Raw genomic sequence first — 26,271 nt, 5'->3', positions numbered from 1 at the left:
TACTTCTACCTCCGTAAGGGAATGAGGTTGATGGATAGTGCTTTTTGCCTAAAGTTTACGGGTTTTATTTCCGCGCGGCGCGGTGGGGTGGGGCGTTGGCCCCCAATCGGGCAGCCGGCGAATTCTGCGAATCCGTAGGCCCCACGAATTTGCTGGGTTGCGTAAGTCCTCGCAAAGGTTGCCAATTTCACTATGCCTTTCGACGTCCTATCGTCGGCCTGCCGACGCCCCCGTGCACCCCGCACCCGTCCCGCTCACGTGAGGTGAAACTTAATGAGGATCCAGAGAAAAATCCGGGACTAGCCTGTATCCTGCATAGACAGAAAACCCATTACAGATTCAGGAGGAAACACACAGTGGTAGACGCTGCGGGCACCAAAACAGAGCCCGACTATGCGAAGAAGCTCGGTATCGACGAAGGGATGGTCGTCCTTGAGCTTGGCTGGGATGAAGACTGCGACGAAGACATCTCGGTGGCCGTTGAGAACGTCATCGGCGAGGACTTCCTTGACGAAGAGACCGACGAACTGTGTGACGCTGTAATCCTGTGGTGGCGTGACGGCGACGGCGACCTGGTCGACGGCCTGGTGGACGCGGTACGCCCGCTGGTCGACGGCGGCCGCATCTGGCTGCTCACCCCAGGCGCCGGCAAGCCGGGAACCATTGAGCCGGGCGAAATCTCTGAGTCCGCGCAGCTGGCCGGCCTGGTGCAAACCACCGCCGACCGCCTGGGCAACTGGCAGGGCTCCTGCCTCGTGGGCCGCGGCTACACCAAGAAATAGGTGCCCGCTGACGTCGCGTTTTGTGAATTGCCGCGCCGTAGATTACAGTTGTGAAAGCACTCGTGCGAAAGCGGCTTTAGCTCAGCTGGAAGAGCAACTGGTTTACACCCAGTAGGTCGGGGGTTCGATCCCCTCAGGCCGCACCAAAAAATCACCCCCTTGCCTGGAGAAGTCCAGCCATGGGGGTGTTTGCGTTTCAGCTTTATGTCCAAGCGGCAGCGCAGTTGCATCAAAGAATGTCGCCTGGGGATGAGGCTGGAAGCAATTAGTTGGTTACTTCGCGTACCGAACCGGTGCCGGCCTTTTCGTAGCGACGTCCACCTGTCAGTCCATAGGTGATTTTCTCAACCTTGAATTTGGTGGAATTCGAGATCAGCGAAACATTGATGCCATCTTGAATTTGCTTCGGGAACCCCCAACCGCTCTTCTTGACCTTGTATTTTTTCTTGTAGTCTTCCTCAGTGAGCGGCAAGCTTTGGACGAAGTACTTTCCTTGTCCCAGCGTTCCACACTTTGCTGGCCACTTTTCTTGCCTCTTCGTGGTGGTTTCGATAACGATTTCGGAAGCCTGTGGGGCGCGCACTTCTACGACAAGTCCCCAGATTTGTTCCCCGTTCTTTGTAACCGTGGCCCATTGTGCCGTGACTGCCGCGGCTGCTTGCTGCAGCTTTTCTTCACGCTCTGAAGCGAATCGCTGTGATTCGATATCACTGATCTGCTTGGAGTGCTGCAGTTTCATTTCGTTGTACTTCTTTGAGTCTGCAGCCTGCTGTTTTTGTAGTTCGGTGATCTTTTCTTGTTCAATGCGCAGTTGCTTTTGGTCTTTGCGTTGTTCAATAAACACGTATCCGCTGAAAAGTAGCGCAATTAGGGAGACGATGCCTTCAAACATCAGTAGCCTTTCGGGAGAGTGGGTTAATACGATCCACAAGTTATGAAACCATACAAATGACACGCCTTCTCGGTGAATGGATGAATTTGGAAGGATTATTTGAGGCTGCAGCGTCGGGCGTTGTCTATATAAAATGTGATCGTGTAGGCGGTTGCGAGGCAAAGAGGTGGAGCAAATGGCAGTGAGGGACGAGTCCAGGCAAGTAGACGAATTGGTGAACTATTTCCGAGACGCCGCGTTCTTGACAGGTTTTGGCAAGCCGTCCTGGCGAAGGGAAAACCTCGGTCCACCGGAAGATCTGTACGACTTCACCTGGCAGACAGGGTACTCGTTGGCCTGGTATTTCAATCAGCAGTTTCGGGAGGATGCATTACCCGGAACTCTGTTGGGGGCCTTTCTCGGATGGGGGAGTCTGGAGGCTCTACCTAGACCCGATGCGCCGTTGACCGACGCGGAAATCACAGAGGCTCTTGAAAACTACACTCCACATAACAAATACAAACTTAATGAAAGACAGCGTGAAGCCGTCAAAAATGCCTTAAAGAAGCCCCTTTCCGTTATCAAGGGACCACCGGGTACTGGCAAGACTGAAGTAATCGTTCACATTATCGCGCTGGCACTGTTGCAAGGGGAGAAAGTTGCTTTTGTTTCAGCCAACAACGAGGCCGTAAACAATGTTGTTGAGAAGTTTCAGCAAGCCTTCGCCAATACTCCCGAGTATGACGCCGATGTGATGCGGGCCTCAGCGATGCGGATGGCGGCTTTGGGAAACTCCGCAAACCGGAAAACTGCGACCCCGGTGGATAGCGAAAAGCCGTTTGGCTTCGAAAAGGGCAAAGGAGGATGGGAAGCCAACATTTCGTTCGTTGACTTCACCAAGAATTACCCGTTTGTTACTAGTACCGTGCATTCTCTGCGTAAGTGTTTCAGAGATGGTTTGGAGCATAAATTTGATCTCATCGTGATGGATGAGGCCTCGCAGTCTTCGGTATTGGTGGGCACCTTGGCACTGAGCGCTGCACGGCGGGCCGTAATCGTGGGGGACCAAGAACAGCTCGCTCCAATACTGTCGGGCGACATTGCGGATTCGCTTCTTTTGCGAAGCCCTGACTTTGTACGCGGTTCACACGTCGACTTGTCTCGAATCGATTACAGCTTCCTCGACAGCTGCGTCGAGAGGCTCGGCGGTCGAAATGAGACTTTGTTGGTCGACCACTACCGCTGTCACCCAAAGATCATTGAGTTCAATAACCGATTTATTTACAACCAGCAGCTCAAGGTTCATCGGCTCCCGCACCATAAGGACGCGTTTCCGGTGATGTATCGCTGGTACCACGGTGACTACCGGGAAGGGGTCTGGTTATCGCAGAATCGCGGAACGTCCGCAAACTCCAAACAGCTTGCAGTATTCCGTGAGGAAGAAATTCCCTATTTGAAGCGGAGGCTGCAAGAAGAACCTGAGCTTTCCGTATGCATTTTGGCACCGTTTCATGGCCAGATCAATTATGTGAAACAAGCGCTCTATACTGCTCTCAAACCCGTGGTTTCTGATGGCGACATTGAGGCCTCTACTTTGGACAGCGATGACGAGCTGTCGTCTGAAGTAAATATGCTGACCATTCACCGATCCCAGGGCCGTGGCTTTGACATTGTGTATCTATTGCCGGTGGAGGACGGAAACTGGGAATGGCCGTGGTCACAGGGGCGTCGACTGATCAACGTGGCAGTGTCCCGCGCAAAGCGCGAGTTGCGAATCATCACCTCTACAACGCTGATGAGCCAAGAACTTTATCGTGAGATTTCGGGTCACGATCATCCGCAATCAATCCTGGCGGGCGATGACCCGCAACAGATGTTTGTCCGCCTCCTCGCGAACTACGTGGCAGGCCAAGCATCGTTAGCGGGCAACGACCCACACTTTGGTTTTCGGCAAAGTGGCGTCCGTTCCATTTTCGATGACATCGTGAAAACTCGTGAGAATAAGAAAGTGGTCGAGAAATCTGCGACGGGTCGACAACCACTATTGGAAGAAAGCATTCCGCAACTAATTGTGCGAGAAGAGCTAGCTGCGATGGCCGCATCACGCGGATTGCGGCTCGTGTGCCAGCTCGAGTTGGAAGATATTTGTACACAGGAGCAGCGAGAGCAGCTGAACGGAGGCGAACATCTGGACTTCGCGTTGATGAATGCCTCAGGGAAAATCTTTATGGCAGTTGAGGTGGATGGCGGATTCCATCGCTTTAACCGCAAAGAGGTCGTTCGAAAAGATGAAGTTGGAAAACACTTCGCTCAGGTCTCCGGGCTGCCCATGGAAGGACGGAAATCGTTCGTCATGGATGATGAACAGCTGCACCGAGACCGTCGCAAAGATGAATTTGTTGAGAGAAACTTTGGCTGGAAGATCGCGCACTTGGGGCGCGACAGTTACCTAGAAGAACGGCGTGAAGGGTTCGAGAATTACTCGGGCCGCGACTTCACTACTCATATCACTTCACCCGCAGACGTGACCGGCTGCGTAATGCTGCGGATTCCGACTGATGGCAGTACGTTTGCTGAGACTAACGAACTCCGCGAAGCGTGTTCTGAGCTAGGTCAGCTTCGTCCCACCATTGAGGACTACTTAGACGCCTGCATTCACACTTGTAAGACCCAGCCGGCTTCCGCGGTAGAAGCGGATCTGATGTCTTCCTCTGCCACCCTGAGGTCACTGCAGACACTGGCAAAAGACTACACGGCCCGTTCACTCCAGGATGAACTTGCAAAGCGATACATCGTCAGGAGTGAATCCCCGTGGGACTTTACAAAGCCACCAACGGAGAGAGGTAACCGGAAAGGGGTCTATCTGATGATTAGTAACGAAGACGAGCAGTGGTTGGTGTTTTCCAAGCGGGGACGCGATTATGTGAAGTTCATGATTAAGCATGCCCGCTAGCCGGCTGTTTGCGTTGCAGCCTACGACGTCAGCATGACTTTCACGGCCTCGCGCTGGTCCATGGCCTCGTAGGCGCGCGGAGCGTCGGCAAGCGGGAGCGTGAGGTCGAAGACGTCGCCCGGGGTGATGGCGCCGGAGTAGATGAGATCCACCAGCTCCGGCAGGAAGCGGCGGACAGGGGCGGGGCCGCCGTGCAGGTGGACGAGCGCGCCGAAGAGCTTGATGCCCTCGATGCTTACGCCGTGGGAGACGCCGACGAAGCCGACGTGGCCGCCCCGGCGGGTGGACTTCAGTGCCTGCTGCATCGCCTCGTCGGAGCCGACAGCCTCCACCGTGCTGTGCGCACCGTAGCCGCCGGTGAGTGCCTTGACCTTCTCCGCGAAGGCCTCGCCGCGCTCTTCTAGGATGTCCGTGGCGCCGAACTTTCGGGCCAGCTCCTGGCGGGAAGCATGGCGGGAGGAGACGATGATGTGCTCGGCGCCGAGCTGCTTCGCGGCGAGGACGGCGGACAGGCCCACTGCGCCGTCGCCGACCACGGCCACGGTCTTGCCTGGGCCGGCCTCCGCGGCGACGGCGCCGAACCAGCCAGTGCCCAGCACGTCGGAGGCGGCCAGGACGTGGCGGAGCTGATCGTCATTGGGGGCGGCGGGGAGGGTGACTAAGGTGCCGTCGGCAAGCGGGATGCGGGCAAGCTCCGCCTGCGTGCCCACCGAGCCCATGAAGACGCGGTTGGTGCAGCCGGACTCGTAGCCGGCCTGGCAGACCTCGCATTGCCCACAGGAGGCGACGAAGGAGCCGACGACCCAGTCGCCGACCTTGACCTGGCGGACGTCATCGCCGATTTCCTTGACCACGCCGACGTACTCGTGGCCCATCTGGGCACCAGCGTTGACATCCTCGAGGCCGCGGTACGGCCACAGGTCGGAGCCGCAGACGCAGGCGGCTTTGACCTCGATGACGGCGTCGGTGGGTTCGATGAGGGCGGCGTCGGCGACCTCGTCAACGCGGATCTCGCGAGGGCCGTGGATGACAACTGCGCGCATGGTGGTGCTCCTTAGCGGTTGGTGATGTGGCCACCAATTCTACGCGTGTGGTGTGGTCGGCGCGACGGCGAAAAACTGTAAACCCCGAGAGACAAACCTCTGTTTAGCCCTAAAAAGTGGTGGGAGGGGACGTGCGGGCTAGAAGCGCTCGCCGCGGCGGCGCCGCACGTTGGCGTTGTTGCCCGCGCTGCCGTAGCTCGCGCGCTTGGGCTTGAGTTTCTGTGCGGCGTCCGGCTGCGGCGCCGGCGCGGGCTCAGTGGCGGGCTCTGTGGAGGAATCCGCAGACGCCGCGGGAACGGGCGCGGACTCAGGAGCCGCGCCGGCCGTCATCTCCGCTTCCTCCTCGCGCACGCGCTTGCGCTCGCGAATTTCGGAGTAGACGAAGTAGATGAGCGCAGCCGGCGCCAGCGCGCCGAAGGCCAGCCACTGCAGGCCGTAGGACAGGTGGTTGCCCGAATCCAGCTTCGGCACCGGCATCGGGTTAAGCACGCCGGGGGAACCCTCGGACAGCTGGACGTAGTCCTCGCCCGGGCGGGTGCTGGTGAGCTCGCCGATTTGCTCCGGGTTGACCGAATAGACCTGCTGGTAGCCCTCGCGCTCAATCGGTGCGGAGTCGTGGACCCGCTCGGACTCGCGGACCATGCCCGTGACCTCCTGCTCGCCGGCCGGAGCCGTGGGGATGTCTGGGACCGCGTTGGCCTCGCCCGCTGGCAGCCACCCGCGGTTAACCAGCAGCTGCTGGCCGCCGTCAGTTTCGAAGACCACCAGTGACTGGTACGACGGGCCTGAGCCCGCCGGGCGCAGACGCAGGAGCACCTCGGAGTCGGGGAGGTAGTGGCCCTGCAGGCTCACCCGTGTCCACTCCTCGCCGGGGCGGATGGCACCGCCATCGCCCAGGACGTCCGCTACAGGCTGGGGGTCGGATTCGTAGGCGCGCTCAATCTGCTTGTTGCGCTCGCTGATGTCGTGGTTCTTGCCCAGCTGCCACGGCGCCAGGATAGAAAACGACAGGTAGGAGAATCCGATGATAAACAGCGTCAGCATCACCCAGCTCGGCTTGAGGAAGGTTGTCACCCAGGATTGCTTCGGCTTCTTCGGCGTACTCGTACTCACGGTTACTCAGTCTAGCCCCGGCGGGGCAAAGTTCTAAGTGGCGTGCTCGCGGATCCACGCCAGGATGCCCGGAACCGCCGCCTCGATCTGTTCGCGGGTGACGGTGAAACCCTCCGGCCCGCCGTAGTAGGGGTCTTCCACGGATGCCTCAGGTTCGGCGGCCGGGTCGAAGCTACGCAGCAGGCGCACTTTGTCCTCCGGAACGCCGCGGGCGATGAGCTCCGAGCGGTGGCCGGTATCCAGCGCCACGAGCAGGTCAGCGTCCATGTGTTCCGGGCCGAGCTGGGCGGCCAGGTGGCTGGAGCCGTCGTGGCCCGCGCGGCGCAGCTCGGCTACCGCGCGCTTATCCGCGCCCTGGCCCACGTGCCAGCCGCCGATTCCGCAGGAGCTCACCCGCGCCGCGAGGTCGAGCATCTCCTTCTCGATGGCGTCGTGGACGATCACCTCAGCCATAGGGGAGCGGCAGATGTTTCCCGTGCACACGAAGACCACGTGGAGGCGGGAATCTTCTTGTTCGTCCGGGGAAGTGTGCGCGGGCATCGTCGTGGCGTCTCCTGATATTGGCTGGGGCCCGCGAGCACGGGCCATATAATTGGTGAACGCAGTTAGGATAGTCCAGTAATGCCCCCGAGCGCCAAGGAGTAGTGCTGACCATGAATGTTGCCGATATCGTGAGGGTCTTGGACGAGGCCTACCCGCCGCACTTGGCGGAGAAGTGGGACCAGGTGGGACTCATCTGCGGCGACCCGGACGCGGAAGTGAACACCGTGGCTTTCGCGCTGGACTGCACTCACGCCGTGGCCGAGCGCGCCGTGGAGATGGGTGCGGACATGCTCGTCGTGCACCATCCGTTGCTGTTGCGGGGCGTGCACTCGGTGGCCGCAAACACGCCAAAAGGCAAGGTCATCCACACCCTCATCCGCGGTGGCGTGGCTCTGTTCGCCGCGCACACCAACGCTGATTCCGCGCGCCCTGGCGTCAATGACAAGCTCGCCGAGCTCGTCGGCATCACCCCCGGCCGCCCCATCGCGCCGAAGGAGGGCCCGGGCCTGGACAAGTGGGGCGTCCACGTTCCCGTTGCCGCCGCGGAGCAGGTCAAGGAGGCTCTGTTCGCCGCCGGGGCGGGGGAGATCGGCAACTACTCGCGCTGCGCCTTCGACATCCCCGGCCAGGGCCAGTTCCGCCCCGAGGACGGTGCCGCTCCCGCCGAGGGCGAGGTGGGGGTGCTGCACCGCGGCGAGGAGATCCGCGTGGAGTTCGTGGCTCCGCGGCGCCGGCGCGCCGGGCTTATCGACGCCCTGTTATCCGCGCACCCCTACGAGACCCCGGCGTACGACGTCGTGGAGATGCCGCACCTGGAGAACGTGGACGAGGCCGAGGGGCTGGGCCGGGTGGGTGAGCTGCCGGAGGCGATGACGCTGCGCGAGTTCACCCAACAAGTTGCTAACAACCTGCCCGCCACTGAATGGGGCGTGCGCGCCGCGGGCGACCCGGAGCGCCTGGTGAAGAAGGTCGCGGTGTCGTCTGGCTCCGGCGACTCCTTCCTGGATGCGGCCGCCGCGCTCGGCGTGGACGTCTTCGTCACCTCCGACCTGCGTCATCACCCGGTGGACGAACACCTGCGCGCCGGCGGCCCCGCGGTGGTGGACACCGCGCACTGGGCGAGCGAGTTCCCGTGGTGTGAGCAGGCGCAAGGGATCGTCGAAAAGCACGCGGGCGTAAGGTGTGAGGTTATCGATATTCGCACCGACCCATGGACCATCAGCGCGCACCCCGCGCAGTAAGGAAAGCTGCGATGACAGTGATGAAACTAGACAAAGACACCCAGCTCAAGCTCCTGGAGCTAGCCAACCTCTCCCGCGGGGAGAACACCCCGGACAGCGCGTCCACCAACGTGGAGGCCGAGGAGCTGCAGGCCGCCAAGGATGAGCACAAGCGCGCTCTGGACGCCGCGGCCGCCGCGCAGATGGCGGTCGACGACATGGAGGCGGAGATCCTGCGTATCCAGGAGGACGAGCGGAAGCTGCGGCGTCGGGAAGCCGACAACAAAAAGCAGCTCGGCGCCGAGACCGATCCCACCCGCCGTAAGGACATTGAGCACGACCTCTACTCGGCCAAATCCCGCATCGCCGACCTGATGAGCGAGCTGCAGGAGGCGCACAACGAGATCCACGCGCTGCGCCAGAACCTGGACGTCCACGGCGCCCGCGTGGACGAGGCTAAGCGCAAGGTGGAGCTGGCTCAGCGCGCCGCCGACGCCACCCCGGTGGTGGACGAGGTCCCGCGCGAGGAGAAGATCGCGCAGCTGCGGGCGCAGTTGCCTGCCGACGCCGTGGCGCAGTTTGACGCCCAGCGCCAGGAAAACCTCGTGGGTGTCGCGGAATTCAACGGCCGCTCCTGCAACGGCTGCTTCATTGTGCTGCCGCCGGCCAACCGCTCCGCCATCCGCAACGCCCCGGCCGATGAGATGCCGGAATGCCCGGAGTGCGGCAGCTTCCTGGTCCGCACGAACGCCGCTTAAACTCACAAAGAAAGTACAGGTGACGCGCGTGGCGCAGGTGTCAAAGGTCAATATTTACGCCGACGGCGGTTCTCGCGGTAACCCCGGTGTGGCCGGTTCCGGCACGGTGGTCTACTCCGGCGACGGGCAGACGATCCTCAAGGAAATCGTCTACGTTGTGGGCACGAAGCACACCAACAACGTGGCCGAGTACCACGGACTGTTGCGCGGGCTGGAGGCCGCCCGCGAGCTGGGGGCCGCAGAGGTGGAGTTCTACATGGACTCCAAGCTCGTGGTGGAGCAGGTCAACGGCCGGTGGAAAATCAAGCACCCGGACATGCAGAAACTGGCTCTTGAGGCCCGCCGCATTATCAACGATTTCGACTCCTTCAGCCTCGAATGGGTCCCGCGCGCGAAAAACAAAGTGGCCGACGCGCTGAGCAACGACGCCATGGACGCCGCCGCGAGCGGGCATCCGGAGGGCATCGTCGGCGGCGCTGAGCCAGAACCCGCGCCGGAGACCCCAGAGGCTCCGGTGACGGCGGGGGACTTCTCCTTCGACCGCGGCGAGGTGACCAGCTTCGTGCTCCTACGCCACGGCCAGACCGAGATGACCCGCGCCAAGCAGTACGCCGGGCACGCGGACCCGGCGCTGGATGAGACGGGGCGTCGCCAAGCAGCGGCCGCGGCCCAGGAGCTCGCGCACCGCGTGGAGCGGGGCGTGCTGCGCGTCGACGCCATCGTTAGCTCCCCGCTGCGCCGCTGTAAGGAGACCGCGGCCGTCGTGGCCAAGGTCCTGCCCGGTGAGCTGGAGGTGCGCGAGGTGCCCGAGCTCATCGAAGTTGACTTCGGCGCCTGGGACGGCAAGACCTTTGCCGAGGCGCACGCCCGCGACCCTGAGCTGCACGAGCGCTGGCTCACCGACAACGCCGCCACCCCGCCCGGCGGGGAATCCCTGCAGACCCTGCACCGCCGCGTCCGCGCCGCGCGCCAGCAGCTACAGCGCGACTTCGCTGGGAAGACCGTCCTGGTGGTCACCCACGTCAACCCCATCAAATCCTTCCTGCGTCAGGGGCTCGACGCCGGGCCCACGGTATTCCACCGCATGTTCTTGTCCCCGGCGTCGCTGAGCACCGTGGACTTCTTTGACGGCGGGAACACCGGCCAGCCCGGCGGCACCGTGACGTCCTTCAACGATTGCGGTCATCTGGCCGGGTTGAGCTAGAATAATTCGCTGAACGAGCCAGCCGGGTGATCGCGGCAAACAAACCACCGCCTGACATGGCGGCAGGTGAGCGCCGAGGAAAGTCCGGACTCCACAGAGCACGGTGGTTGCTAACGGCAACCCGGGGCAACCCGCGGGCACAGTGCAACAGAAAGTAAACCGCCACGCCATGGTGCGGGGTAAGGGTGAAAGGGTGCGGTAAGAGCGCACCAGCGGATCAGGTGACTGGCCCGGCTAGGTAAACCCCACTGGGAGCAAGGCATCACGGCCTGGTGTTTCACCAGACCCGATCGGATGGTTGAGGGCTGCTCGCCCGAGTCCGAAGGTAGCTGCTTGAGGCGGCCAGCAATGGTCGACCCAGATGGATGATCACCGCCTTGAATAAGGCACAGAATCCGGCTTATAGGCTGGCTCGCTCACATAAACTTATCCGCTGGTGGCCCCGCCCATGGCCGCGGCAATGGCGCCACCTTTGGCACAATGGGCGGTTATGAAACTCTTTGCGGCCCCACTGAACTTCCGCGACATCGCCACCGAGTACCAGGTGCCTACGGATTTTGACCCGGCCCTGCGCGAGGAAGCAGCGCGGGCGGAGGATCGATACGCCGATGCGCGTCGCGACGCCCGCGATATCCCCCTGGTCACCATCGACCCGGTGGGCTCAAAGGACCTTGACCAGGCGGTCTACATCGAGGCCACGGGCGGCGCGGAAGGCCCCGCCGGGTACACGGTGGTCTACGCCATCGCCGACGTCGCGGCGTTCGTCGCGCCGGGCTCCGCGCTGGAGGAGGAATCCCTGCGCCGCGGCCAGACCATCTACCTGCCCGACGAGCCCGCGCGCCTGCACCCGCCGGAGATCTCCGAGGGCAAGGGCTCGCTGCTCCCGGACGTGGACAGGCCATGTGTGTTGTGGACCTTCCACCTCGACGGTGTCGGCGAGGTGGAAGACTTCCACGTCGAGCGCGCGCTGGTGCGCTCCCGGGCGCGCCTGGATTACGACGGCGTGCAGGCCGACCTCGAGCGCGGTGCCGTCCATCCGTCTATCGCGCTGCTGCCCGAGGTGGGCAAGCTACGCCAGGAATCCGCCCTGCGCCGCCAGGCCGTCAACGTGCGCCTGCCGTCGCAGCGCGTGGTGGAATCCGACCAAGGCGGTTACGAGCTCATCATCGAGCCCCGCCACGAGGTCATGGACTACAACTCGGAGATCTCACTGCTCACCGGCATGTGTGCGGGCCAGCTCATGCAGTCCCGCGGCGCAGGCCTGTTGCGTACCCTGCGCCCGGCCAGCGAGGAGACCGAGTCCCAGTTCCGCGCGGAGGCGCAGGCGCTGGGCTTTGAGATCGGCGGGCGCTCCATCGGCGAATTTCTCATGAGCGTGGACGCGGACACCCCGCGCGGCATGGCACTCATGCGCGAGACCCTACACTTGCTGCGCGGCGCGGACTACGCGCGCGTGGGCAGCGAGGAGGAGGCCGTGCACGCGGGCATCGGCGGCTACTACGCCCACGTCACCGCGCCGCTGCGTCGGCTTGTGGACCGCTTCGCCACCGAGGTGTGCCTGGCGCTGGCCAACGACCAGGAACCGCCGCAATGGGTGCTCGAGCGTATCGACGCCGTGCTGGAATCCATGCGGCGCACCACCCAGCTGGCGTCCACCGTGGACAAGGCCTGCCTGAACCTCACCGAGGCCACCGTGCTGCAGCCGTGGGTGGGGGAGAACTTCCACGCCACGATCCTCACCAGCGATGCGGAGAAGCACAAGGCCCGCATCTTCGTGCCCGAGCCGCCCGTGCTCGCCAATTGCGTGGGCGCTCCGCAGCAGGGCGGGGAGGAGAGCGTGTCCTTGGTCAAGGCGGACACCCAGGCCCGCGACGTCCTGTTCGCCTGGCCGGCGGATTAATCCAGGCCCGCCGGGGTTCCGGCTGTGAGCGCGACGACGGTGAAGCCGTCCTCCGCGGCGTCGGCGGCGAAGTTGGGAGCCTTGGCCGCGGGGACGTAGGCCACCACGGCTGCTGACGTCCCTGCGGTGAGCGCGCGGGCCGCTACGGCGCCGCGCAGAGTCAGCAGCTGCGCTAACTCCTCGGTGCCGCCTAGCTGGTAATCCACGTCCACGCTGCGCTGCGAGGCGGCGAGCAGCGGGAAGAGATCCGCGCCGCGGCGCGAGCGCAGGGCCTTGGCAAAGGACTCGGCGCGCTCGGTCTCGGCCTCGTAGAAGTTCAGCCAGCTCGCGGCCTCGTCGGTGCGTGGGGTGCCCTCGGTGCCGTGGACGCGGTGCACGGCTTCGAGCCACTCGACCACGCGCTGCGGGGCATCGGGGAGCAGGCGCAGAGATTCCGCGCCGAACGCGTGGCAGGCCTGGCTGACAAAGCGCTGGCGGCGGCGGATATCGCGGGCGGCCTCCAGGCGCTGCGCGACGGCGGAGGCGTCTCCGGAGCTAGGCGGCGGCACCACCACGAACGCTGCGAGCTCGTCGGTCAGCGGGTGCGGGGCGTGAGTGACCGAATTGTCTGCGTAGTCCACCACGGTGATGTTCTGGCCGTCGCCGCGCAGGGCGGCGGAGTAGCGGGTGCGCAGGGCCGGAAACTCGGAGAAGGTCTCGGCTGAGGACGCACAAATGTCGGCGAGGCGGGCGCGCAGCGGGGCGTCGGAAAGCTCCGGCGAATCGCCCAGCAGCGCCAGCGCCACCGCGGTGTCGACGGCCGCGGCGTTGCCCAGGCCGGCATCGTCCGGGATGTCCGTGACTACCGTGATATCCAGGCCCGCGGTGTCCCGGGAGAGCAGCTGGCGGTTGACCATCGAGTACACCATGCCCGCCAGGCGTTGCACGATGCCGCCGGTGGGATCCGGCGGGGTGATGGTCTGGCCGTTGTCATCCAGCTCCGGCTGCTGCGCGGCGGCCAGCTGTGCGGCCTCCTCCAGCGAGGAGCTGCCGTGGGTGACCTCCGGCTCGACGTCCTTGCCACTAGGATCCACGCGCTGCTGGTGGCAGACGATGGAAATCACGTCATCTTGACGTGGGCTCACCGCGGCCGCCGCGCGCAGATCGCTGAGCCCCACTAGGGTCAGGCCGCCGAAGTGATCCACGTGCTCACCGATGAGCGGCCAGGTGGCAGGGGCGCTGGCCACGTGCGCCGGCGCGGTGCCGGTGTCCTCCTCGTGGGCGCGGGTGACGCGCTGGGCGGCCGATTCTTGCGCGGTGTGCCACAAAGGCATGTGTGACCAGTCTCCTTCAATGTATGTAGGTGCGGCGGTGAGGCAACAGCGGGCGGCGGGGCTAGGCGACCCGGTTTTTTAAGTACCCTAGGACAACACGGGTTGGTGAACACGAGCCGCGCCCAGCGATGGCCCGCGGAACGCAACATCGACCAATATAACCCATATCCCTGAACCGACAGTCTTAAGGAGTCACGACCATGAACGCGATGAACGACGATCAAAAGTGGTACTACAACCCCTCTACCGGCGAGGTTACCCAGGGCAAAGAGGGTTCGTGGGATGACCGCATGGGCCCGTACGATTCCGAGGCCGAGGCGCGCAACGCCATCGACATCGCGCAGCAGCGCAATAAGGCCGCGGAAGCAGAAGAGGAGGCCGACGACAACTGGGGTGAGCCGGCCTCCTGGGAGAGGTAGTGCGCGCCGATGCGCGCCGTTGATTACTTCTTCAGCTTCTTCTTCAGCGGCTTGAACGCCGACTTAATAGCCTTGACGTCCTCGTTGTAGTCCTCCAGCGCCTGCAGGCCAATCTGGCGCTCGCGCTGGTACAGCAGGCCGTAGCCGAAGGTGTCCTCGCCGCGGCGGCGTGCCTGCTCGGTGAGCTCTAGCAGCTTGTCGCGCGAGGTGACGGAGTCCTGGAAGTCGCCCAGCGTGGACTGCAGCTGTTTGCACGCGGCGTAGAGGCGCTTGGTCTTGAGCTTCGTGGCCGAGCCCACGGCCTCCGCAGCGTAGCGCAGCTTCTTCGCCGCCTTGCGCATGTCGTGATAGTACTCCTCGCGCTCGTGCAGCGTGAGCTCCTCGTTGTCCCAGTTCTTCACCGCCTTCTCGTGGCGCTTGAGCAGCTTGGTGTAGGCCTCATTGAGGTGCTGCGCCAGCACGGTCTCCATGTCCGCCTCTGGCTCTGGCTTCGCCTCGGGCTTCTTGTCGTCCTTGGCTGCTGCCTCGGTCTCCGGCTCATCCGTGATGCCCGCTTCGTCCGCGACGCCCGCCTCGGCGACGACGGCGTGCTTCGGCTCGTAGTCGGAAGAGGTTTCGGCGGCGTCCGTCTCTGGGGCGTCGAGGGGCTGCGGCAGCTCGGCGTCCTTCTGCATCACGGGCGGGTTGACCAGCACGCGGTCCAGGGACTCCAGCAGCTCCAGGTAGCGCTCGGAGTTCAGCGCGGCCACCACGTGGCGGTGCGCGCGGCGGTACTCGTCGCCCATGTCCGTGGCGATGTGCTGGCGGGTCTCCTCATCCAGCACCCCGGAATCCTCCGCGGCGAGCAGGGACTGCCAACGTTCCTCCACGACCTCCGCGTCGCGCGCCTTGCCCAGCATGCCGGCCAGCAGCTTGAGCTCGGACTCGATGTGGTCGATGTCCTCGCCGCCGATGACGCCGCGGAACGTCTGCATGTGGCTGCGCAGCTCGCGGGTAGCCACGCGCATCTGGTGCACCGAATCCCATTCGTCGCGGCGCACCTTCGGATCGTATTCCACGAGCTTGTCCCGGTTCGCGCTCAAAGCCGTGATGACCGCCGCGGCGGGGGAGTCCTCGTCCACCTGTGCCACCTGTAGTGATGATGGCAGCGGCGCGGACTGCGCCGAGTCGCCGAGCGCCTGCGCCAGCTTGGACGGCGACGAGGACAGGCGCGCGCCCGCGCCAATCAACAGCGACGTCGCCGCGCGCAGCACCACGTTGCCCTCCTCGGAGCCGTTGTACTCACCGGCCAGTTCCACCTCCCACTCGCGCCAGGTGGTCTGCTGGCCGTCCGGCAGGAAGGACCACGCGGTCACGCGGTCGTCGCAGAACTCACACACCGGCTTGCCCGCGGCGTTCGCGAAGTCGCTTTCAATCCGGTTGTTGTCCACCTGCGCCACCGGGACGAGCGGCTGGTTGCGCACGACGGCGCGGACCTGGGAGAGCAACTCCTCCGGGACCTGGTACTGGCCGTCGACAGGCTCGCCCATCTCCGCGTGTAACTCCACGCGGCCCTGGGTGCCCGGCAGCTTGATGTGCCAGCCGTCGTCCTTGCCGCCCGTGCGGCGGCGCAGGGTGATCTTGTTGCGCGTCAGGCGCAGATCCTCGGTGTCGTAGTAGATGGCCGAGAGCTGGTGAGTGCGGATGGTGGTGACCGCCTCGACGGCGGCCAGGGAGGTGAGGTCGGGAACGATGGTATCTTCAGCCACGCTGAATTTCGCTTCAATTTCCAACGCAGTCTTCAGTGCCATGACGGTGAATGCTCCTTATAGAAAAAGACCGGGTACTCAACGCGATGTTACCTGGCTTTGAATTCCCCTAAGGTTGGAAGGTATGAACAGCCAACACGAATTTGTGCTCAGCACCGTGGAAGACCGCGATATCCGGTTCATCCGCCTCTGGTTCACCGACATCATGGGCTCGCTTAAGTCCGTGGTGATGAGCCCGTCCGAGCTGGAATCGGCCTTTGAAGAGGGCGTTGGCTTCGACGGCTCCTCCGTGGAGGGCTTCAGCCGCATCTCCGAGTCCGACACCATCGCGTTCCCGGACCCGTCCACGTTCCAGATCATGCCTTTCGACGCCGACGAGCCCGACCTGCAGTCCGCGCGGATGTTCTGCGACATCGCCATGCCGGACGGCCAGCCGTCTATGGTGGATCCGCGCAACGTCCTGCGCCGCCAGGTCACCGCCGCCGCGGCGGACGGCTTTACCTGCAAGGTCTCTCCGGAGATTGAGTTCTACCTCATTCAGGCCGGTGGCGGCATCGACAAACTGGTGGCCACTGACAACGGCGGCTACTTCGACCAGGCCACCTACAACGAGGCGCCGCGCTTTCGCCGCCAGGCCATGCGCAGCCTCGAGGCCCTAGGCATCGCCACGGAGTTCTCTCACCATGAGACCGCGCCGGGACAGCAGGAAATTGACCTGCGCCACGGCGACGTGTTGGACATGGCGGACAACATCATGACCTTCCGCTACGTGATCAAGAAGGTCGCCGCGGACCAGGGCGTGCGCGCGACGTTCATGCCGAAGCCCTTCCAGGAGCACTCCGGTTCCGGCATGCACACCCACATGTCCCTGTTCGAGGGGGAGTCCAACGCCTTTCACGACCCGGACGACGAGTTCTCCCTGTCCACTACTGCAAAGCAATTCATCGCGGGCATCCTGGAGCACTCGCTGGAACTCACCGCGATCACCAACCAGTGGGTGAACTCGTACAAGCGCTTGGTGTTTGGCAACGAGGCCCCGGGCGCCGTGACGTGGGGAGTGTCCAACCGCTCCGCGCTGGTACGCGTGCCCACCTACCGCCTGCACAAGGAAGAATCCCGCCGGATCGAGATCCGCAACATCGACTCCGCCGTGAACCCCTACCTGGGCTACGCGGTGCTGCTCGCCGCGGGGCTCAAGGGCATCCGCGAGGGATACGAGTTGGGCGAGCCCGCCGAGGACGACGTTCACTCGCTCACCCGCCGCGAGCGCCGCGCCATGGGGTACAAGGACTTGCCGTCCTCGCTCGATCAGGCGCTGCGCGAGCTGGAGCGCTCCGATTTTATGGCGGATGTCCTCGGCGAGCACGTTTTCGAGTACTTCCTGCGCGCCAAGTGGGACGAGTGGCACGCCTACCAGGAGCAGATCACCCCCTACGAGCTGCGCTACCACATCGACTACTAGACCTTCACGGATTTCTACAGGAGCTGGATTTTCATGGCCGGACGTTCCTCCACCCCGTCCCCGGCGACCCTCGGGCTCAGCAGCCCGCACGCCGCGGCGGATCTTGAGACGCTGGGCTGGACCAGCGCGGACTACCGCGACGTCTTGTTCTGCCTGGCTGCCGCCGGCGATCCCAACCTTGCGCTGAACACCACCTACCGCATCCGCGAGGGCCTCGGCGAGGGCTTCGCCCAGGTCAACGAGAAGCTCCGCAACAACCAGGGCTTCCGCGCCCGCTTCTTCTCACTCCTCGGCGGCTCCACGGCGCTGGGGGATCATCTGGCTGCGAACCCGCACCTGTGGGAGGAGTTGTTGGGCCCGCTGCCCAACGAGGTGGAGATGCACCAGGCGATGTTGGGCGCCATCGACGCCCACCCGGCGGAGTTCGCTGACGCCGGGGAGGGGGACGTCGATAAGCCAGCAGACACCGCGCGCGCGGACCTGTCTACTCCCGGCACCTACGTCTCCACGATGGACGAGACGGAGGCCAAGAAAACCCTGCGCATGACTTACCGCACGCTGATCATGCGCGTGGCTGCCCACGACCTAGCCGGCACCTTCATCTCCCGCAAGGGACTGAGCGCCACCCAGCCGCGCCTGTCGCTCACGCAGGTGACCAAGCTCACCAGCGCGCTAGCCGACGCCGCGCTCACCGCCGCGCTCGCCCTCGCCAACGGCAAGGTCTACGGCACCGAGCCTATCGACGCCCGACTGACCGTCATCGCCATGGGTAAGTGCGGCGCCGAGGAGCTGAATTACATTTCGGACGTGGACGTCATCTTCGTGGCCGAGGACGCCAGCTCCGCCGCCACCCGCGTGGCCGCGGAGTTCAACCGCATCGGCACCGCTTGCTTTTTCGAAGTGGACGCCAACCTCCGGCCCGAGGGCAAATCCGGCGCCCTCGTCCGCACCCTGGAATCCCACATCAAGTACTACAAACGCTGGGCCGAGACCTGGGAGTTCCAGGCGCTGCTCAAGGCGCGCCCGCAGACCGGCTACGTGCCGCTGGGCCAGGACTACCTGGACGCAATCGGCTCCATGGTGTGGTCCGCTAGCGAGCGTGACTCGTTCGTGGAGGACGTCCAGGCCATGCGCCGCCGGGTGCTGGACAACGTGCCCAAGGAGCTCAAGCACCGCGAGCTCAAACTCGGCGTGGGCGGGCTGCGCGACGTCGAATTCGCCGTCCAGTTGCTCCAGCTGGTCCACGGCCGCTCGCACGAATCCCTCCGCGTGCTTTCCACGGTGGAGGCCCTGGACCGGCTCGTGCAGGAAGGCTACGTGGGCCGCGAGGACGGCCACCAGCTCATCGACGCCTACGAATTCCTGCGCCTGCTCGAGCACCGCCTGCAGCTCGAGCGCTTCCGCCGCACCCACCTCATGCCCGCCGACGACGACGAGGACGGCCTGCGCTGGTTGGCCCGCATCTCCGGCTTCGCGTCCACCAACTCGGCCTCCGCCGCCCAGCTCATGCTGGCGGAGCTCAAGACTGTGCGCGTGCGCATCTCCGAGCTGCACTCGCGCCTGTTCTACCGCCCGCTGCTCAACTCCGTGGCCTCCATGTCCGCCTACGAGCTCAAGCTCTCCCCGGAGGCCGCCAAGCTGCAGCTGGCCGCGCTCGGCTACGGCGACCCGTCCCGCGCCTTCGAGCACCTCACCGCGCTGGCCGCCGGCACTTCCCGTAAGGCCCGCATCCAGGCCATCTTGCTGCCCACCCTCATGGAGTGGCTGGCGGGCACCGCCGACCCGGACGCCGGCCTGCTCAACTACCGCAAGCTCTCCGAGGCCGCATACGACCGCAGTTGGTTCCTGCGCATGCTTCGCGACGAAGGCGTGGTCGGCCAGCGCCTCATGATCATCCTGGGCAATTCGCCCTATACCTCCGAGCTCATCATCGCCGCGCCGGACGTGGTGAAGCTGCTCTCCGACGGCGCGCTGCGCCCGAAGTTCATGGAAACTGCCCCACACCAGGCCAACCAGGCGCTGGTCAACTCGTCCAAGCGGCACAAGGACCCGGACAAGGCCGTGGCCATCGCGCGCTCCCTCCGTCGGGTGGAGCTGGCGCGCATCGCCGCCGCCGACCTGCTGGGCTTCATGCCGGTCAGCCAGGTCTGCCGCGAGCTGTCCCTGCTGTGGAACGCGGTGCTAGAGGCCAGCCTCCGCGCCGAGGTGCGCGCCTGGCTGCTGGACGCGGGCGTCGACACGCCGCCGGCCCGCATCGCCGTCATCGGAATGGGCCGGCTTGGCGGCATGGAGCTCGGCTACGGCTCGGACGCCGACGTCATGTTCGTAGCCGAGCCCACCGGGCTGGACGGTTTTGATGACAACGCGGCCATCAAGTGGGCCGCGGGCATCGTGGACTCCATGCGCTCGCGGCTGTCTAAGCCGTCCGGCGACCCGCCCTTGGAAGTCGACCTGGGGCTGCGCCCCGAAGGCCGCTCCGGCGCCGTCGTGCGCACCGTCGCGTCCTATGAGCGCTACTACTCCCGTTGGGGCGAGCCGTGGGAAGTGCAGGCGCTGCTGCGCGCCACCTTCGTCGGCGGCGACGTCGAGGTCGGACGTGCATTCCTGCACGCCATTGACCCGTTCCGCTACCCGGAAGACGGCGCCAGCGAATCCCTGATTCGCGAGATCCGTCGCATGAAAGCCCGCGTGGATAACGAGCGCCTGCCCCGTGGCGCGGACCGCAACACCCACACCAAACTCGGACGCGGCGCGCTCACGGACATCGAGTGGACCGTGCAGCTGCTCACCATGATGCACGCCCACGAACACGAGGAACTGCACAACACCTCCACGCTGGAGGCGCTGGACGTGATCGAAGACAAGGAGATCATTGCGCCGGACAAGGTGCGCACGCTGCGTGAGGCGTGGCTGTTTGCCACCAACGCCCGCAACGCCCTAGTGCTCGTGCGCGGCAAGCGCACGGACCAGCTCCCGCAACCGGGACCGCAGCTCGCGCAGGTGGCAGGCGCGGCGGGCTGGCCGCCGGAGGACAACCAGGAGTTTCTCGATGCGTACCTCAAGACCACACGCCTGGCGCGCCGGGTGGTGGACGAGGTGTTCTGGGGCGAGGCCGAAAGCTTCGAGCACGCCCACTAACGCGGCTTTTCCCTAGACTGGGTGGGGACCGCCGCACCAGCTGCTTGAAGGAGTCCACCATGTCCTACGAGATGTCCATCGACCTGAACACCGCTACCTTCGCCGACCTCGCCATCTTCATGAACGACGCCCAGGAAAACGGCGCGGACCCCCACGAGGAACTCACCATCCGTGACGGCCGACTGACCGTCACGATCTCCACCACCGCCGAGGACCACATCGCGGAAAACCCGTGGCTCTATGACACCGGTGCGGACGAGGACTTCGTGATGCCGGAGGAGTTCATGGACACCCCGTCGTCCCCGCTATCGTCGCCACTGCGAGGGCTGTTTGATTCCTTCGGCGTCACAGAATCCACCAGCCGGCTCTCTGACGAGCTGAGCCGTCTCTCCGACGTCGGCCGCGAGTTCGTGCGCGAGTTGCGCACGGACCTGGACAACGCGGCGTCGGCAAGCAAGCACGGTCACCATTCCGCCTTCCGGGACTTCGATGCCAGCAACTTTGACGAGCGGCTGAAGGCCACCAACTTCGACGACGCCGCCGACGAACCAGAAACCCCCGATACCCAGGACGACCGCGACCAAGAGCAGTGATAATCTATTTCCATGCCTTCCCGTACGAGCGATAAACGCGACGCCACGCGCCTGCCGTACGGAATGATCGCAGCTGGAGTCGTGCTCATCGGAGTGGCTGGTGGCATGGCGATTGACCGTATGCCACCTGACCTGGAAAACCAGCGCACCGTGGGCGACGCCATCGGCACGGGTGCCTATCCGGGGGAGGCCCAGGCGCCCGACGCCCCGGAGAAATCCGCCGGCTCCAAACTCATCGACCTGGCTAATTCTCTGGGCATCCCCACGAAAGACCTCCCGCCCGAGGCGGTCAACAGCGATGACCGCACGGCGCTACGCGAGCTGCTCGCGGACGTCTTAGCCAAACAGGTGGCCAACGGTGAGCTCACCAACGCCGAAGCTGACGCGGTACTCAAAGCCTATGATCTGGGCATCATCGATGTGCCCTTTTTGCAAACCGACACCAAATAAAAAGCCATGTTCTATTCCTCCGCCCGCATCCGAGACCTCAAGCCAGGGGAGCGCGCGGAGGAAGACTTTTCTTTTTCTCTGCCCGCCGTGTGCCACCTCCGCGCGCGGGGGCTCTTGGAGTTCCGCACCCCGGTGACCGTTTTTGTGGGACCTAACGGTGCCGGGAAGTCCACGCTGCTGGAGGCCCTGGCTATTAGTGCGGGCTTCCCCGATGCTGGCGGCCCGCTGGCGGACGGACCCGCGGGATTGTCCGGCCTGCAGTCGAGCCTGCACAAGCGCACGGTGCTGCGGCCGGTGTACCCGGTGCGCCCGCCGCTGCGTGGGTTCTTTCTACGTGCGGACACGCACTCGGAACTCGTGGGCCGCATGGTGAGCCCCAAGGCTCAGGCGGGTTTCAACCGGCTGCCGCCGTCCCACCACCTGCAGCACCGCTCTCACGGAGAGTCCGTGATGGACATCCTCGCCGAACACGTTGACGGCGCCGGGATCTACTTCTTCGACGAGCCCGAATCCGGCCTCTCCGTCATCCGCCAGATGGCGCTGCTCGCGGAGATAGATCAGGCCGTGACCCGCGGCGGGCAGTTCTTCATCGCCACCCATTCGCCGATCTTGCTGGGCATCCCGCGCGCGACGATCCTGGAGGTGGGGGACGACGGCATCGTGCCCATCGCGTTCGAGGACACCGAGGCCGTGCGCGCGACGCGTGAGTTCCTGGCGGACCCGAGCGGCGTTGTGAAGTATGTGACCGCCCCGGACGTGGAATACCTTGGGGATTGACCTGATACTTTGCGTGCACCGGTATAAGATGTGGTGATGGACTACATCTCGACCCGCGATCCCCAGGCCACTCCCGCGAAGTTCACCGACATCCTCTTGGGCGGACTCGCCCCCGACGGCGGCCTCTACGTTCCCGTCGAATACCCCCAGCTGGACGCGGAAGTCTTGGAGACGTGGCGCGAGCTGCTCCACGAACGCGGCTACGCTGCCCTGGCGGCCGAGGTGCTCAAGCTTTACATCGATGACATCCCCGCCGCGGACCTCGAGGCCATCACCGCGCGTGCATATACCCACCCCACGTTCTCCTCACCCGAGATCGTGCCCGCCACCCAGCTTGGCGACGCCCTCTGGGTCGGCCACCTCTCCGAAGGCCCCACCGCTGCCTTCAAAGATATGGCCATGCAGCTTCTAGGTGAGCTGTTTGAATACGAGCTGGGCCGACGCGGGGAATCCCTGAACATCCTGGGCGCCACGTCAGGCGACACGGGGTCCTCCGCGGAATTCGCGATGCGCGGACGCGCGGGCGTGCGCGTGTTCATGCTGACCCCGGCTGGGCGCATGACCCCGTTCCAGCAGGCGCAGATGTTCGGGCTGGACGACCCAAACATCTTCAACATCGCGCTGGACGGCGTGTTCGACGACTGCCAGGACGTGGTGAAGGCGGTCTCCGGTGATGCTGATTTCAAGGCCACCCACCGCATCGGTGCGGTCAACTCCATCAACTGGGCCCGACTGCTGGCGCAGGTGGTCTACTACGTGGCGCTGTGGATCCGCGTGACGGACAAGCTGGGGGCGGCGCAGCCCGTATCCTTCGCGGTGCCCACCGGAAATTTCGGTGACATCTGCGCCGGCCACATCGCCCGGCAGATGGGCCTGCCCATTGACCGCTTGGTGCTGGCCACAAACGAAAACGACGTGCTGGACGAGTTCTTCCGCACCGGCAACTACCGGCCGCGCCCGGCGGCGGAGACCTTCAAGACGTCTTCTCCATCCATGGACATCTCCCGCGCCTCCAACTTCGAGCGCTTCGCTTTTGACCTGCTGGGCCGCGACGCTTCATTGGTAGGGGAGCTGTTCGGCGAGAAGGTCCGCGCCGGCGGCTTCTCGGTGGAGCAGGACGCGGTGGACGCGGCAGCGCAGCGCTACGGCTTTGTATCTGGTTCCTCTACGCACGCGGATCGCCTGGCCACCATCAAGGACGTGTACGAGCGCTATGGTTACTTGGTTGATCCGCATACCGCGGACGGCATCAAGGTGGCGCGCATGGCGCAGGAGGAGGGCGTGCGCTCGGAGATCGTGTGCCTGGAAACCGCGCTGCCGGTCAAGTTCGCGGAGACGATCCGCGAGGCCATCGGCCAGGAACCGCCCGTGCCGCCCCGGTTTGCCGACGTCATGGACGGTGGCCGCTTTGTCACGGACCTGCCCAACGACGCCGCGGTGGTCAAGGACTTCATCGTCCGCTCGATTGAACATAGCGCCTAGACTGAACACCATGTCTACCCCGGAATACATACTGAAACTGCGCGAAAAGATTGGCCACGACGAGCTGTTCCTCCCCGCGGTGACCTGCGTGATTGTCCGCGACGTCCCTGCGGGTGCCCCGGTATTTGAGGTGCCGAGTACGCTGCTGGCCCGCCGCGCGGACAACGGCAACTGGGCGCCGGTGTCTGGCATCTGCGAACCCCACGAAGACGTGCAGGTCACTGCGGTGCGCGAGGTGGAAGAAGAAATTGGACTCAAGGCGCACTGCGAGGCGCTGCTCGGCGTGGGCAAGGTCGGACCAGTGGTGTTTGATAACGGGGACCAGTGCATGTTCATGGACACCGCACTGCGCCTGAGCGTGGATGCGGACGCTGAGCCGCGCCTTAGCGACGACGAGAACACCGACGTCGCGTGGTTCAACGTCTCGCAGCTGCCCACCAGCCTGGCCCCGCGCCACCGCGTTCTCATCGCTGATGCCATCGCGCAGATGAAGCATCCCGCGGGTTTCAAGCCGCGCATGGGCTTTGGCAAGCGCGGCTAGCGCGGCTAGCGCGGCTAGCGCGCTGCGCTTCCAATCCGCTTAATGATGTAAAAAGTTGCTAATGATGCACTGTGCTTACAGAAAAACACTAAGCAAAGTGCGTGATTTGTAGCCTTTTATGCCATTAGCGATTTTCGGGGTTGAACAACTCTTTGAGCTCCGCCGCGAGGGGAGCGTCGCAACCCAGCGCGTGCATGACCGTGGAAAGCGCCTGGAGACTCATCACCTCGCGATACCCAAAGCGCAAGACCGTCAAACCCGCGCTGTTCTGCAATGCATCCGCGCGCATCTTCTCGGCCTCCAAGTTATAAAACTGTTCAGGCCCCTTCTCCCCGTATTTTGCGCGACCATCCAGTTCAATAGCCAACCCAGCATCCCGGACCAAGAAGTCCACGCGGTACCGCATCCCGCCCACCTCGACAACTGCCTGCGGCTCCACCACAAAACTGCCCTGCACCAGCACTTGTGCCAAGAAGATTGCCTCCAGCGCGGAGTCCAAACACAATGGCACCTGGCACACCAGTGAATCGAAGCCCTTGATGCGCCGAAGCTTCAGTTCGCGGGCTTCAGCGAATACCTGCAACGCGTCCGAGGGCGTACATTTTCCCTGCTTAAAGGCTCCGCTCGCGGCCACGAAAGTCGGAAGAAACCCGTAGTAGCGGTAAATATCTAGCAGGGTCCGTGGGATCGTGGTGGCCGTCGCTTCCCCAACATCACAGGTGTGGTGCTCCAGTAGTGCACCATTGAGAGCCTTCTCATTCGGCAGGGGCTTATGACGACCTCCACGTGCTCGCGTATAGGACTCAACGGGGATGTGGGAGTAGTGAACCAGCCACAGTCCCCATGCCACGGCCGCAGCGAAGCCGCCAAGGATTCGTCCTGGGCGAAGTCCCAGCCCGAGCGCTAATAGCCGGTATCTTTCCCACGGCTGCGGCGGTATGTCCGAGGTTCGGATAAAGACTCCGGGGAACAGCTTGAATAGGTCTCCCTGTTCCGTATAGCGGCTAACATGGACTCGAAGGTGAGGAATGTGAGTATTGTTGGCCAAGGTAATAAGGCCTGCAGACGTTGTTTTTAAGGCATCAAGATAGGTCTTCATACCCCGCACGCTAGCCAGCTCCCGCGCCGCGCAACAGACACAAGCACCGCGCCTGTGGACAACCGCACCCGCCGGTCGCCACGGAAGCCGGGTTATTCCACAGCCGCCAAAAATTCGCGCAGCGCGGGAACCGAATCGCAGCGCACCGCAGTCGAACCATAGGTGTCCGACAAGTCGGCCTCCACGCCGCACAGCAGGACCGTCGACTCCCACGTCAGCACCAGCCGCCCCCGCGTACACAGCGCAAACAACAACTCTGCGTCCGCCGCTGACCAGCGCCACGCCGTCGCGTAGAAGTCCGCCGCGCCCGCGCCCACATAGGAAGTTTCCAGCAACAGCGTCGCCCCGCGCACATAGATTCCTTCGCGGGGCAGCGGCGCCAGCACGTCACGCACCGCCGCCACGTCCGCGCGGTCCACCGACACGAGCGTTAGGGGCGTTCCCACGGCTCAATCTCCCCATCAACCACCGCAAACAGAGGGTGCGCAGCAGGCTTATCGACGCCCAGGTGTTCCGCGCACCACTCCGGCGTCCGGGCCGCAGACTTGGCGCGCAGGTGCTCAAGCTCGAAGGCCAACTGCCCAGTAGTCACCGGCAGCGTCCCCGGAAAGTTCGCGTCCACAATCAGCGAGCGGTTGAAGGCATAGCCTCGCCGGTCTGCCTCATCCGCTAGCCCCGTCAAGTAGCAGCCCACCGCCGCCACCGGGTCCTCTGTGGCGCGGAAACGCTCGAGCTGCGGGTGCTGCGTATAGCCCTTGGTGAGCCCACGCAGCACCTTCTGCGCGAGCAGCGTCTCCCGCCAGCCCGCGACCAGCGCGTAGCGGTCCAGCAGGCGGGGATGTAGCGACCAGATTCGCACGGC

The 26,271-nt window shown here is 64.1% G+C and carries 23 protein-coding genes, 1 tRNA gene and 1 other RNA gene; 16 read left to right on the top strand and 9 right to left on the bottom strand.

What is annotated here, in order from left to right; translation table 11 throughout:
* The first annotated feature begins 356 nt into the window (after positions 1–356).
* The gene (locus H0194_RS02485) at positions 357–782 is read left to right on the top strand and encodes a DUF3052 domain-containing protein (protein WP_281382554.1); all 426 of its coding nucleotides are present in this window, start codon (positions 357–359) and stop codon (positions 780–782) included.
* 70 nt (positions 783–852) lie between these two features.
* Positions 853–928, top strand: a tRNA-Val gene (locus H0194_RS02480).
* A 119-nt stretch (positions 929–1,047) separates the two neighbouring features.
* Here the strand turns inward: H0194_RS02480 and H0194_RS02475 are convergent.
* On the bottom strand, positions 1,048–1,674 hold the full coding sequence (locus tag H0194_RS02475; RefSeq protein ID WP_185176296.1) for a hypothetical protein: 627 nt from the start codon (positions 1,672–1,674) through the stop codon (positions 1,048–1,050).
* A gap of 214 nt (positions 1,675–1,888) precedes the next feature.
* Between H0194_RS02475 and H0194_RS02470 the strand changes: the two genes are divergently transcribed.
* Positions 1,889–4,606 (top strand): AAA domain-containing protein, encoded by a 2,718-nt coding sequence (locus H0194_RS02470; RefSeq protein WP_185176295.1) that lies wholly within the window; start codon positions 1,889–1,891, stop codon positions 4,604–4,606.
* Between the two features lie 20 nt (positions 4,607–4,626).
* Here H0194_RS02470 and H0194_RS02465 read toward each other — a convergent pair whose 3' ends face one another.
* The 3 genes from H0194_RS02465 to H0194_RS02455 all read right to left on the bottom strand — a co-directional run bounded on the left by H0194_RS02465 (position 4,627) and on the right by H0194_RS02455 (position 7,302).
* Positions 4,627–5,649: a zinc-binding dehydrogenase gene (locus H0194_RS02465; protein ID WP_185176294.1), complete on the bottom strand. Its 1,023-nt coding sequence runs from the start codon at positions 5,647–5,649 to the stop codon at positions 4,627–4,629.
* A 138-nt stretch (positions 5,650–5,787) separates the two neighbouring features.
* On the bottom strand, positions 5,788–6,762 hold the full coding sequence (locus H0194_RS02460; RefSeq protein WP_246389018.1) for an SURF1 family cytochrome oxidase biogenesis protein: 975 nt from the start codon (positions 6,760–6,762) through the stop codon (positions 5,788–5,790).
* Between the two features lie 33 nt (positions 6,763–6,795).
* A complete protein-coding gene (locus H0194_RS02455; RefSeq protein ID WP_185176293.1) occupies positions 6,796–7,302 on the bottom strand; it encodes a low molecular weight protein-tyrosine-phosphatase in 507 nt (168 codons plus the stop codon).
* A 113-nt stretch (positions 7,303–7,415) separates the two neighbouring features.
* On the opposite strand from H0194_RS02455, the gene H0194_RS02450 reads away from it, so the two are divergent.
* The 5 genes from H0194_RS02450 (at position 7,416) to H0194_RS02430 (ending at position 12,387) form a co-directional block, all read left to right on the top strand.
* Complete coding sequence (locus tag H0194_RS02450; protein ID WP_185176292.1) at positions 7,416–8,546, top strand: Nif3-like dinuclear metal center hexameric protein; 1,131 nt, start codon at positions 7,416–7,418, stop codon at positions 8,544–8,546.
* A gap of 20 nt (positions 8,547–8,566) precedes the next feature.
* Positions 8,567–9,283, top strand: coding sequence for a zinc ribbon domain-containing protein (locus H0194_RS02445; RefSeq protein ID WP_185176834.1), 717 nt, complete (start codon positions 8,567–8,569; stop codon positions 9,281–9,283).
* 28 nt (positions 9,284–9,311) lie between these two features.
* On the top strand, positions 9,312–10,487 hold the full coding sequence (locus H0194_RS02440) for a bifunctional RNase H/acid phosphatase (RefSeq protein WP_246389017.1): 1,176 nt from the start codon (positions 9,312–9,314) through the stop codon (positions 10,485–10,487).
* A gap of 14 nt (positions 10,488–10,501) precedes the next feature.
* Positions 10,502–10,906, top strand: an RNA gene (gene rnpB / locus H0194_RS02435) — RNase P RNA component class A.
* A 71-nt stretch (positions 10,907–10,977) separates the two neighbouring features.
* On the top strand, positions 10,978–12,387 hold the full coding sequence (locus H0194_RS02430) for an RNB domain-containing ribonuclease (RefSeq protein ID WP_185176290.1): 1,410 nt from the start codon (positions 10,978–10,980) through the stop codon (positions 12,385–12,387).
* Here H0194_RS02430 and H0194_RS02425 read toward each other — a convergent pair.
* On the bottom strand, positions 12,384–13,700 hold the full coding sequence (locus H0194_RS02425) for a galactokinase family protein (protein WP_185176289.1): 1,317 nt from the start codon (positions 13,698–13,700) through the stop codon (positions 12,384–12,386). The genes H0194_RS02430 and H0194_RS02425 overlap by 4 nt on opposite strands.
* Before the next feature lie 200 nt (positions 13,701–13,900).
* Between H0194_RS02425 and H0194_RS02420 the strand changes: the two genes are divergently transcribed.
* The gene (locus H0194_RS02420) at positions 13,901–14,119 is read left to right on the top strand and encodes a hypothetical protein (RefSeq protein WP_246389016.1); all 219 of its coding nucleotides are present in this window, start codon (positions 13,901–13,903) and stop codon (positions 14,117–14,119) included.
* A gap of 23 nt (positions 14,120–14,142) precedes the next feature.
* Here the strand turns inward: H0194_RS02420 and H0194_RS02415 are convergent, their stop codons facing one another.
* On the bottom strand, positions 14,143–15,909 hold the full coding sequence (locus tag H0194_RS02415) for a CYTH and CHAD domain-containing protein (RefSeq protein ID WP_185176288.1): 1,767 nt from the start codon (positions 15,907–15,909) through the stop codon (positions 14,143–14,145).
* A gap of 82 nt (positions 15,910–15,991) precedes the next feature.
* Between H0194_RS02415 and H0194_RS02410 the strand changes: the two genes are divergently transcribed.
* From H0194_RS02410 to H0194_RS02380, 7 genes are read left to right on the top strand one after another with little or no spacing between them, the layout of a single operon-like run.
* Positions 15,992–17,329: a glutamine synthetase family protein gene (locus H0194_RS02410; protein ID WP_185176287.1), complete on the top strand. Its 1,338-nt coding sequence runs from the start codon at positions 15,992–15,994 to the stop codon at positions 17,327–17,329.
* 33 nt (positions 17,330–17,362) lie between these two features.
* Positions 17,363–20,467, top strand: a complete 3,105-nt coding sequence (locus H0194_RS02405; protein ID WP_185176286.1) for a bifunctional [glutamine synthetase] adenylyltransferase/[glutamine synthetase]-adenylyl-L-tyrosine phosphorylase — start codon at positions 17,363–17,365, stop codon at positions 20,465–20,467.
* Between the two features lie 59 nt (positions 20,468–20,526).
* The gene (locus tag H0194_RS02400; protein ID WP_185176285.1) at positions 20,527–21,060 is read left to right on the top strand and encodes a hypothetical protein; all 534 of its coding nucleotides are present in this window, start codon (positions 20,527–20,529) and stop codon (positions 21,058–21,060) included.
* 12 nt (positions 21,061–21,072) lie between these two features.
* Positions 21,073–21,510, top strand: a complete 438-nt coding sequence (locus H0194_RS02395) for a hypothetical protein (protein ID WP_185176284.1) — start codon at positions 21,073–21,075, stop codon at positions 21,508–21,510.
* 6 nt (positions 21,511–21,516) lie between these two features.
* Positions 21,517–22,287 carry an AAA family ATPase gene (locus H0194_RS02390; RefSeq protein WP_185176283.1) on the top strand — a complete coding sequence of 257 codons (771 nt, stop codon included), beginning with the start codon at positions 21,517–21,519 and terminating at the stop codon, positions 22,285–22,287.
* 36 nt (positions 22,288–22,323) lie between these two features.
* Complete coding sequence (gene thrC, locus H0194_RS02385; RefSeq protein WP_185176282.1) at positions 22,324–23,769, top strand: threonine synthase; 1,446 nt, start codon at positions 22,324–22,326, stop codon at positions 23,767–23,769.
* Positions 23,770–23,779: 10 nt separating this feature from the next.
* Positions 23,780–24,310 carry an NUDIX hydrolase gene (locus H0194_RS02380; protein WP_185176281.1) on the top strand — a complete coding sequence of 177 codons (531 nt, stop codon included), beginning with the start codon at positions 23,780–23,782 and terminating at the stop codon, positions 24,308–24,310.
* A 124-nt stretch (positions 24,311–24,434) separates the two neighbouring features.
* On the opposite strand, the gene H0194_RS02375 is transcribed toward H0194_RS02380, so the two are convergent.
* The 3 genes from H0194_RS02375 to H0194_RS02365 form a co-directional block, all read right to left on the bottom strand.
* Positions 24,435–25,409 (bottom strand): PDDEXK family nuclease, encoded by a 975-nt coding sequence (locus H0194_RS02375; protein ID WP_185176280.1) that lies wholly within the window; start codon positions 25,407–25,409, stop codon positions 24,435–24,437.
* A 92-nt stretch (positions 25,410–25,501) separates the two neighbouring features.
* The gene (locus H0194_RS02370; RefSeq protein WP_185176279.1) at positions 25,502–25,855 is read right to left on the bottom strand and encodes a hypothetical protein; all 354 of its coding nucleotides are present in this window, start codon (positions 25,853–25,855) and stop codon (positions 25,502–25,504) included.
* Positions 25,840–26,268, bottom strand: coding sequence for a pyrimidine dimer DNA glycosylase/endonuclease V (locus H0194_RS02365; protein WP_185176278.1), 429 nt, complete (start codon positions 26,266–26,268; stop codon positions 25,840–25,842). Before H0194_RS02365 ends, H0194_RS02370 begins: the two co-directional genes overlap by 16 nt.
* Positions 26,269–26,271: the final 3 nt, after the last annotated feature.

The sequence above is a fragment of the Corynebacterium incognita genome (assembly GCF_014217255.1).
Lineage (GTDB): Bacteria > Actinomycetota > Actinomycetes > Mycobacteriales > Mycobacteriaceae > Corynebacterium > Corynebacterium incognitum.
This window is presented reverse-complemented; position numbering and strand designations above follow the sequence as displayed.

What these genes read in the sequence shown, in the direction of transcription:
- H0194_RS02450 (WP_185176292.1), top strand. Translation starts at nt 7,416, where the DNA reads ATGAATGTTGCCGATATCGTGAGGGTCTTGGACGAGGCCTACCCGCCG.
- H0194_RS02455 (WP_185176293.1), bottom strand. Translation starts at nt 7,302, where the DNA reads ATGCCCGCGCACACTTCCCCGGACGAACAAGAAGATTCCCGCCTCCAC.
- H0194_RS02375 (WP_185176280.1), bottom strand. Translation starts at nt 25,409, where the DNA reads ATGAAGACCTATCTTGATGCCTTAAAAACAACGTCTGCAGGCCTTATT.
- H0194_RS02405 (WP_185176286.1), top strand. Translation starts at nt 17,363, where the DNA reads ATGGCCGGACGTTCCTCCACCCCGTCCCCGGCGACCCTCGGGCTCAGC.
- H0194_RS02400 (WP_185176285.1), top strand. Translation starts at nt 20,527, where the DNA reads ATGTCCTACGAGATGTCCATCGACCTGAACACCGCTACCTTCGCCGAC.
- H0194_RS02445 (WP_185176834.1), top strand. Translation starts at nt 8,567, where the DNA reads ATGAAACTAGACAAAGACACCCAGCTCAAGCTCCTGGAGCTAGCCAAC.
- H0194_RS02395 (WP_185176284.1), top strand. Translation starts at nt 21,073, where the DNA reads ATGCCTTCCCGTACGAGCGATAAACGCGACGCCACGCGCCTGCCGTAC.
- H0194_RS02390 (WP_185176283.1), top strand. Translation starts at nt 21,517, where the DNA reads ATGTTCTATTCCTCCGCCCGCATCCGAGACCTCAAGCCAGGGGAGCGC.
- H0194_RS02410 (WP_185176287.1), top strand. Translation starts at nt 15,992, where the DNA reads ATGAACAGCCAACACGAATTTGTGCTCAGCACCGTGGAAGACCGCGAT.
- H0194_RS02380 (WP_185176281.1), top strand. Translation starts at nt 23,780, where the DNA reads ATGTCTACCCCGGAATACATACTGAAACTGCGCGAAAAGATTGGCCAC.
- H0194_RS02425 (WP_185176289.1), bottom strand. Translation starts at nt 13,700, where the DNA reads ATGCCTTTGTGGCACACCGCGCAAGAATCGGCCGCCCAGCGCGTCACC.
- H0194_RS02420 (WP_246389016.1), top strand. Translation starts at nt 13,901, where the DNA reads ATGAACGCGATGAACGACGATCAAAAGTGGTACTACAACCCCTCTACC.
- H0194_RS02430 (WP_185176290.1), top strand. Translation starts at nt 10,978, where the DNA reads ATGAAACTCTTTGCGGCCCCACTGAACTTCCGCGACATCGCCACCGAG.
- H0194_RS02465 (WP_185176294.1), bottom strand. Translation starts at nt 5,649, where the DNA reads ATGCGCGCAGTTGTCATCCACGGCCCTCGCGAGATCCGCGTTGACGAG.
- thrC (WP_185176282.1), top strand. Translation starts at nt 22,324, where the DNA reads ATGGACTACATCTCGACCCGCGATCCCCAGGCCACTCCCGCGAAGTTC.
- H0194_RS02415 (WP_185176288.1), bottom strand. Translation starts at nt 15,909, where the DNA reads ATGGCACTGAAGACTGCGTTGGAAATTGAAGCGAAATTCAGCGTGGCT.
- H0194_RS02475 (WP_185176296.1), bottom strand. Translation starts at nt 1,674, where the DNA reads ATGTTTGAAGGCATCGTCTCCCTAATTGCGCTACTTTTCAGCGGATAC.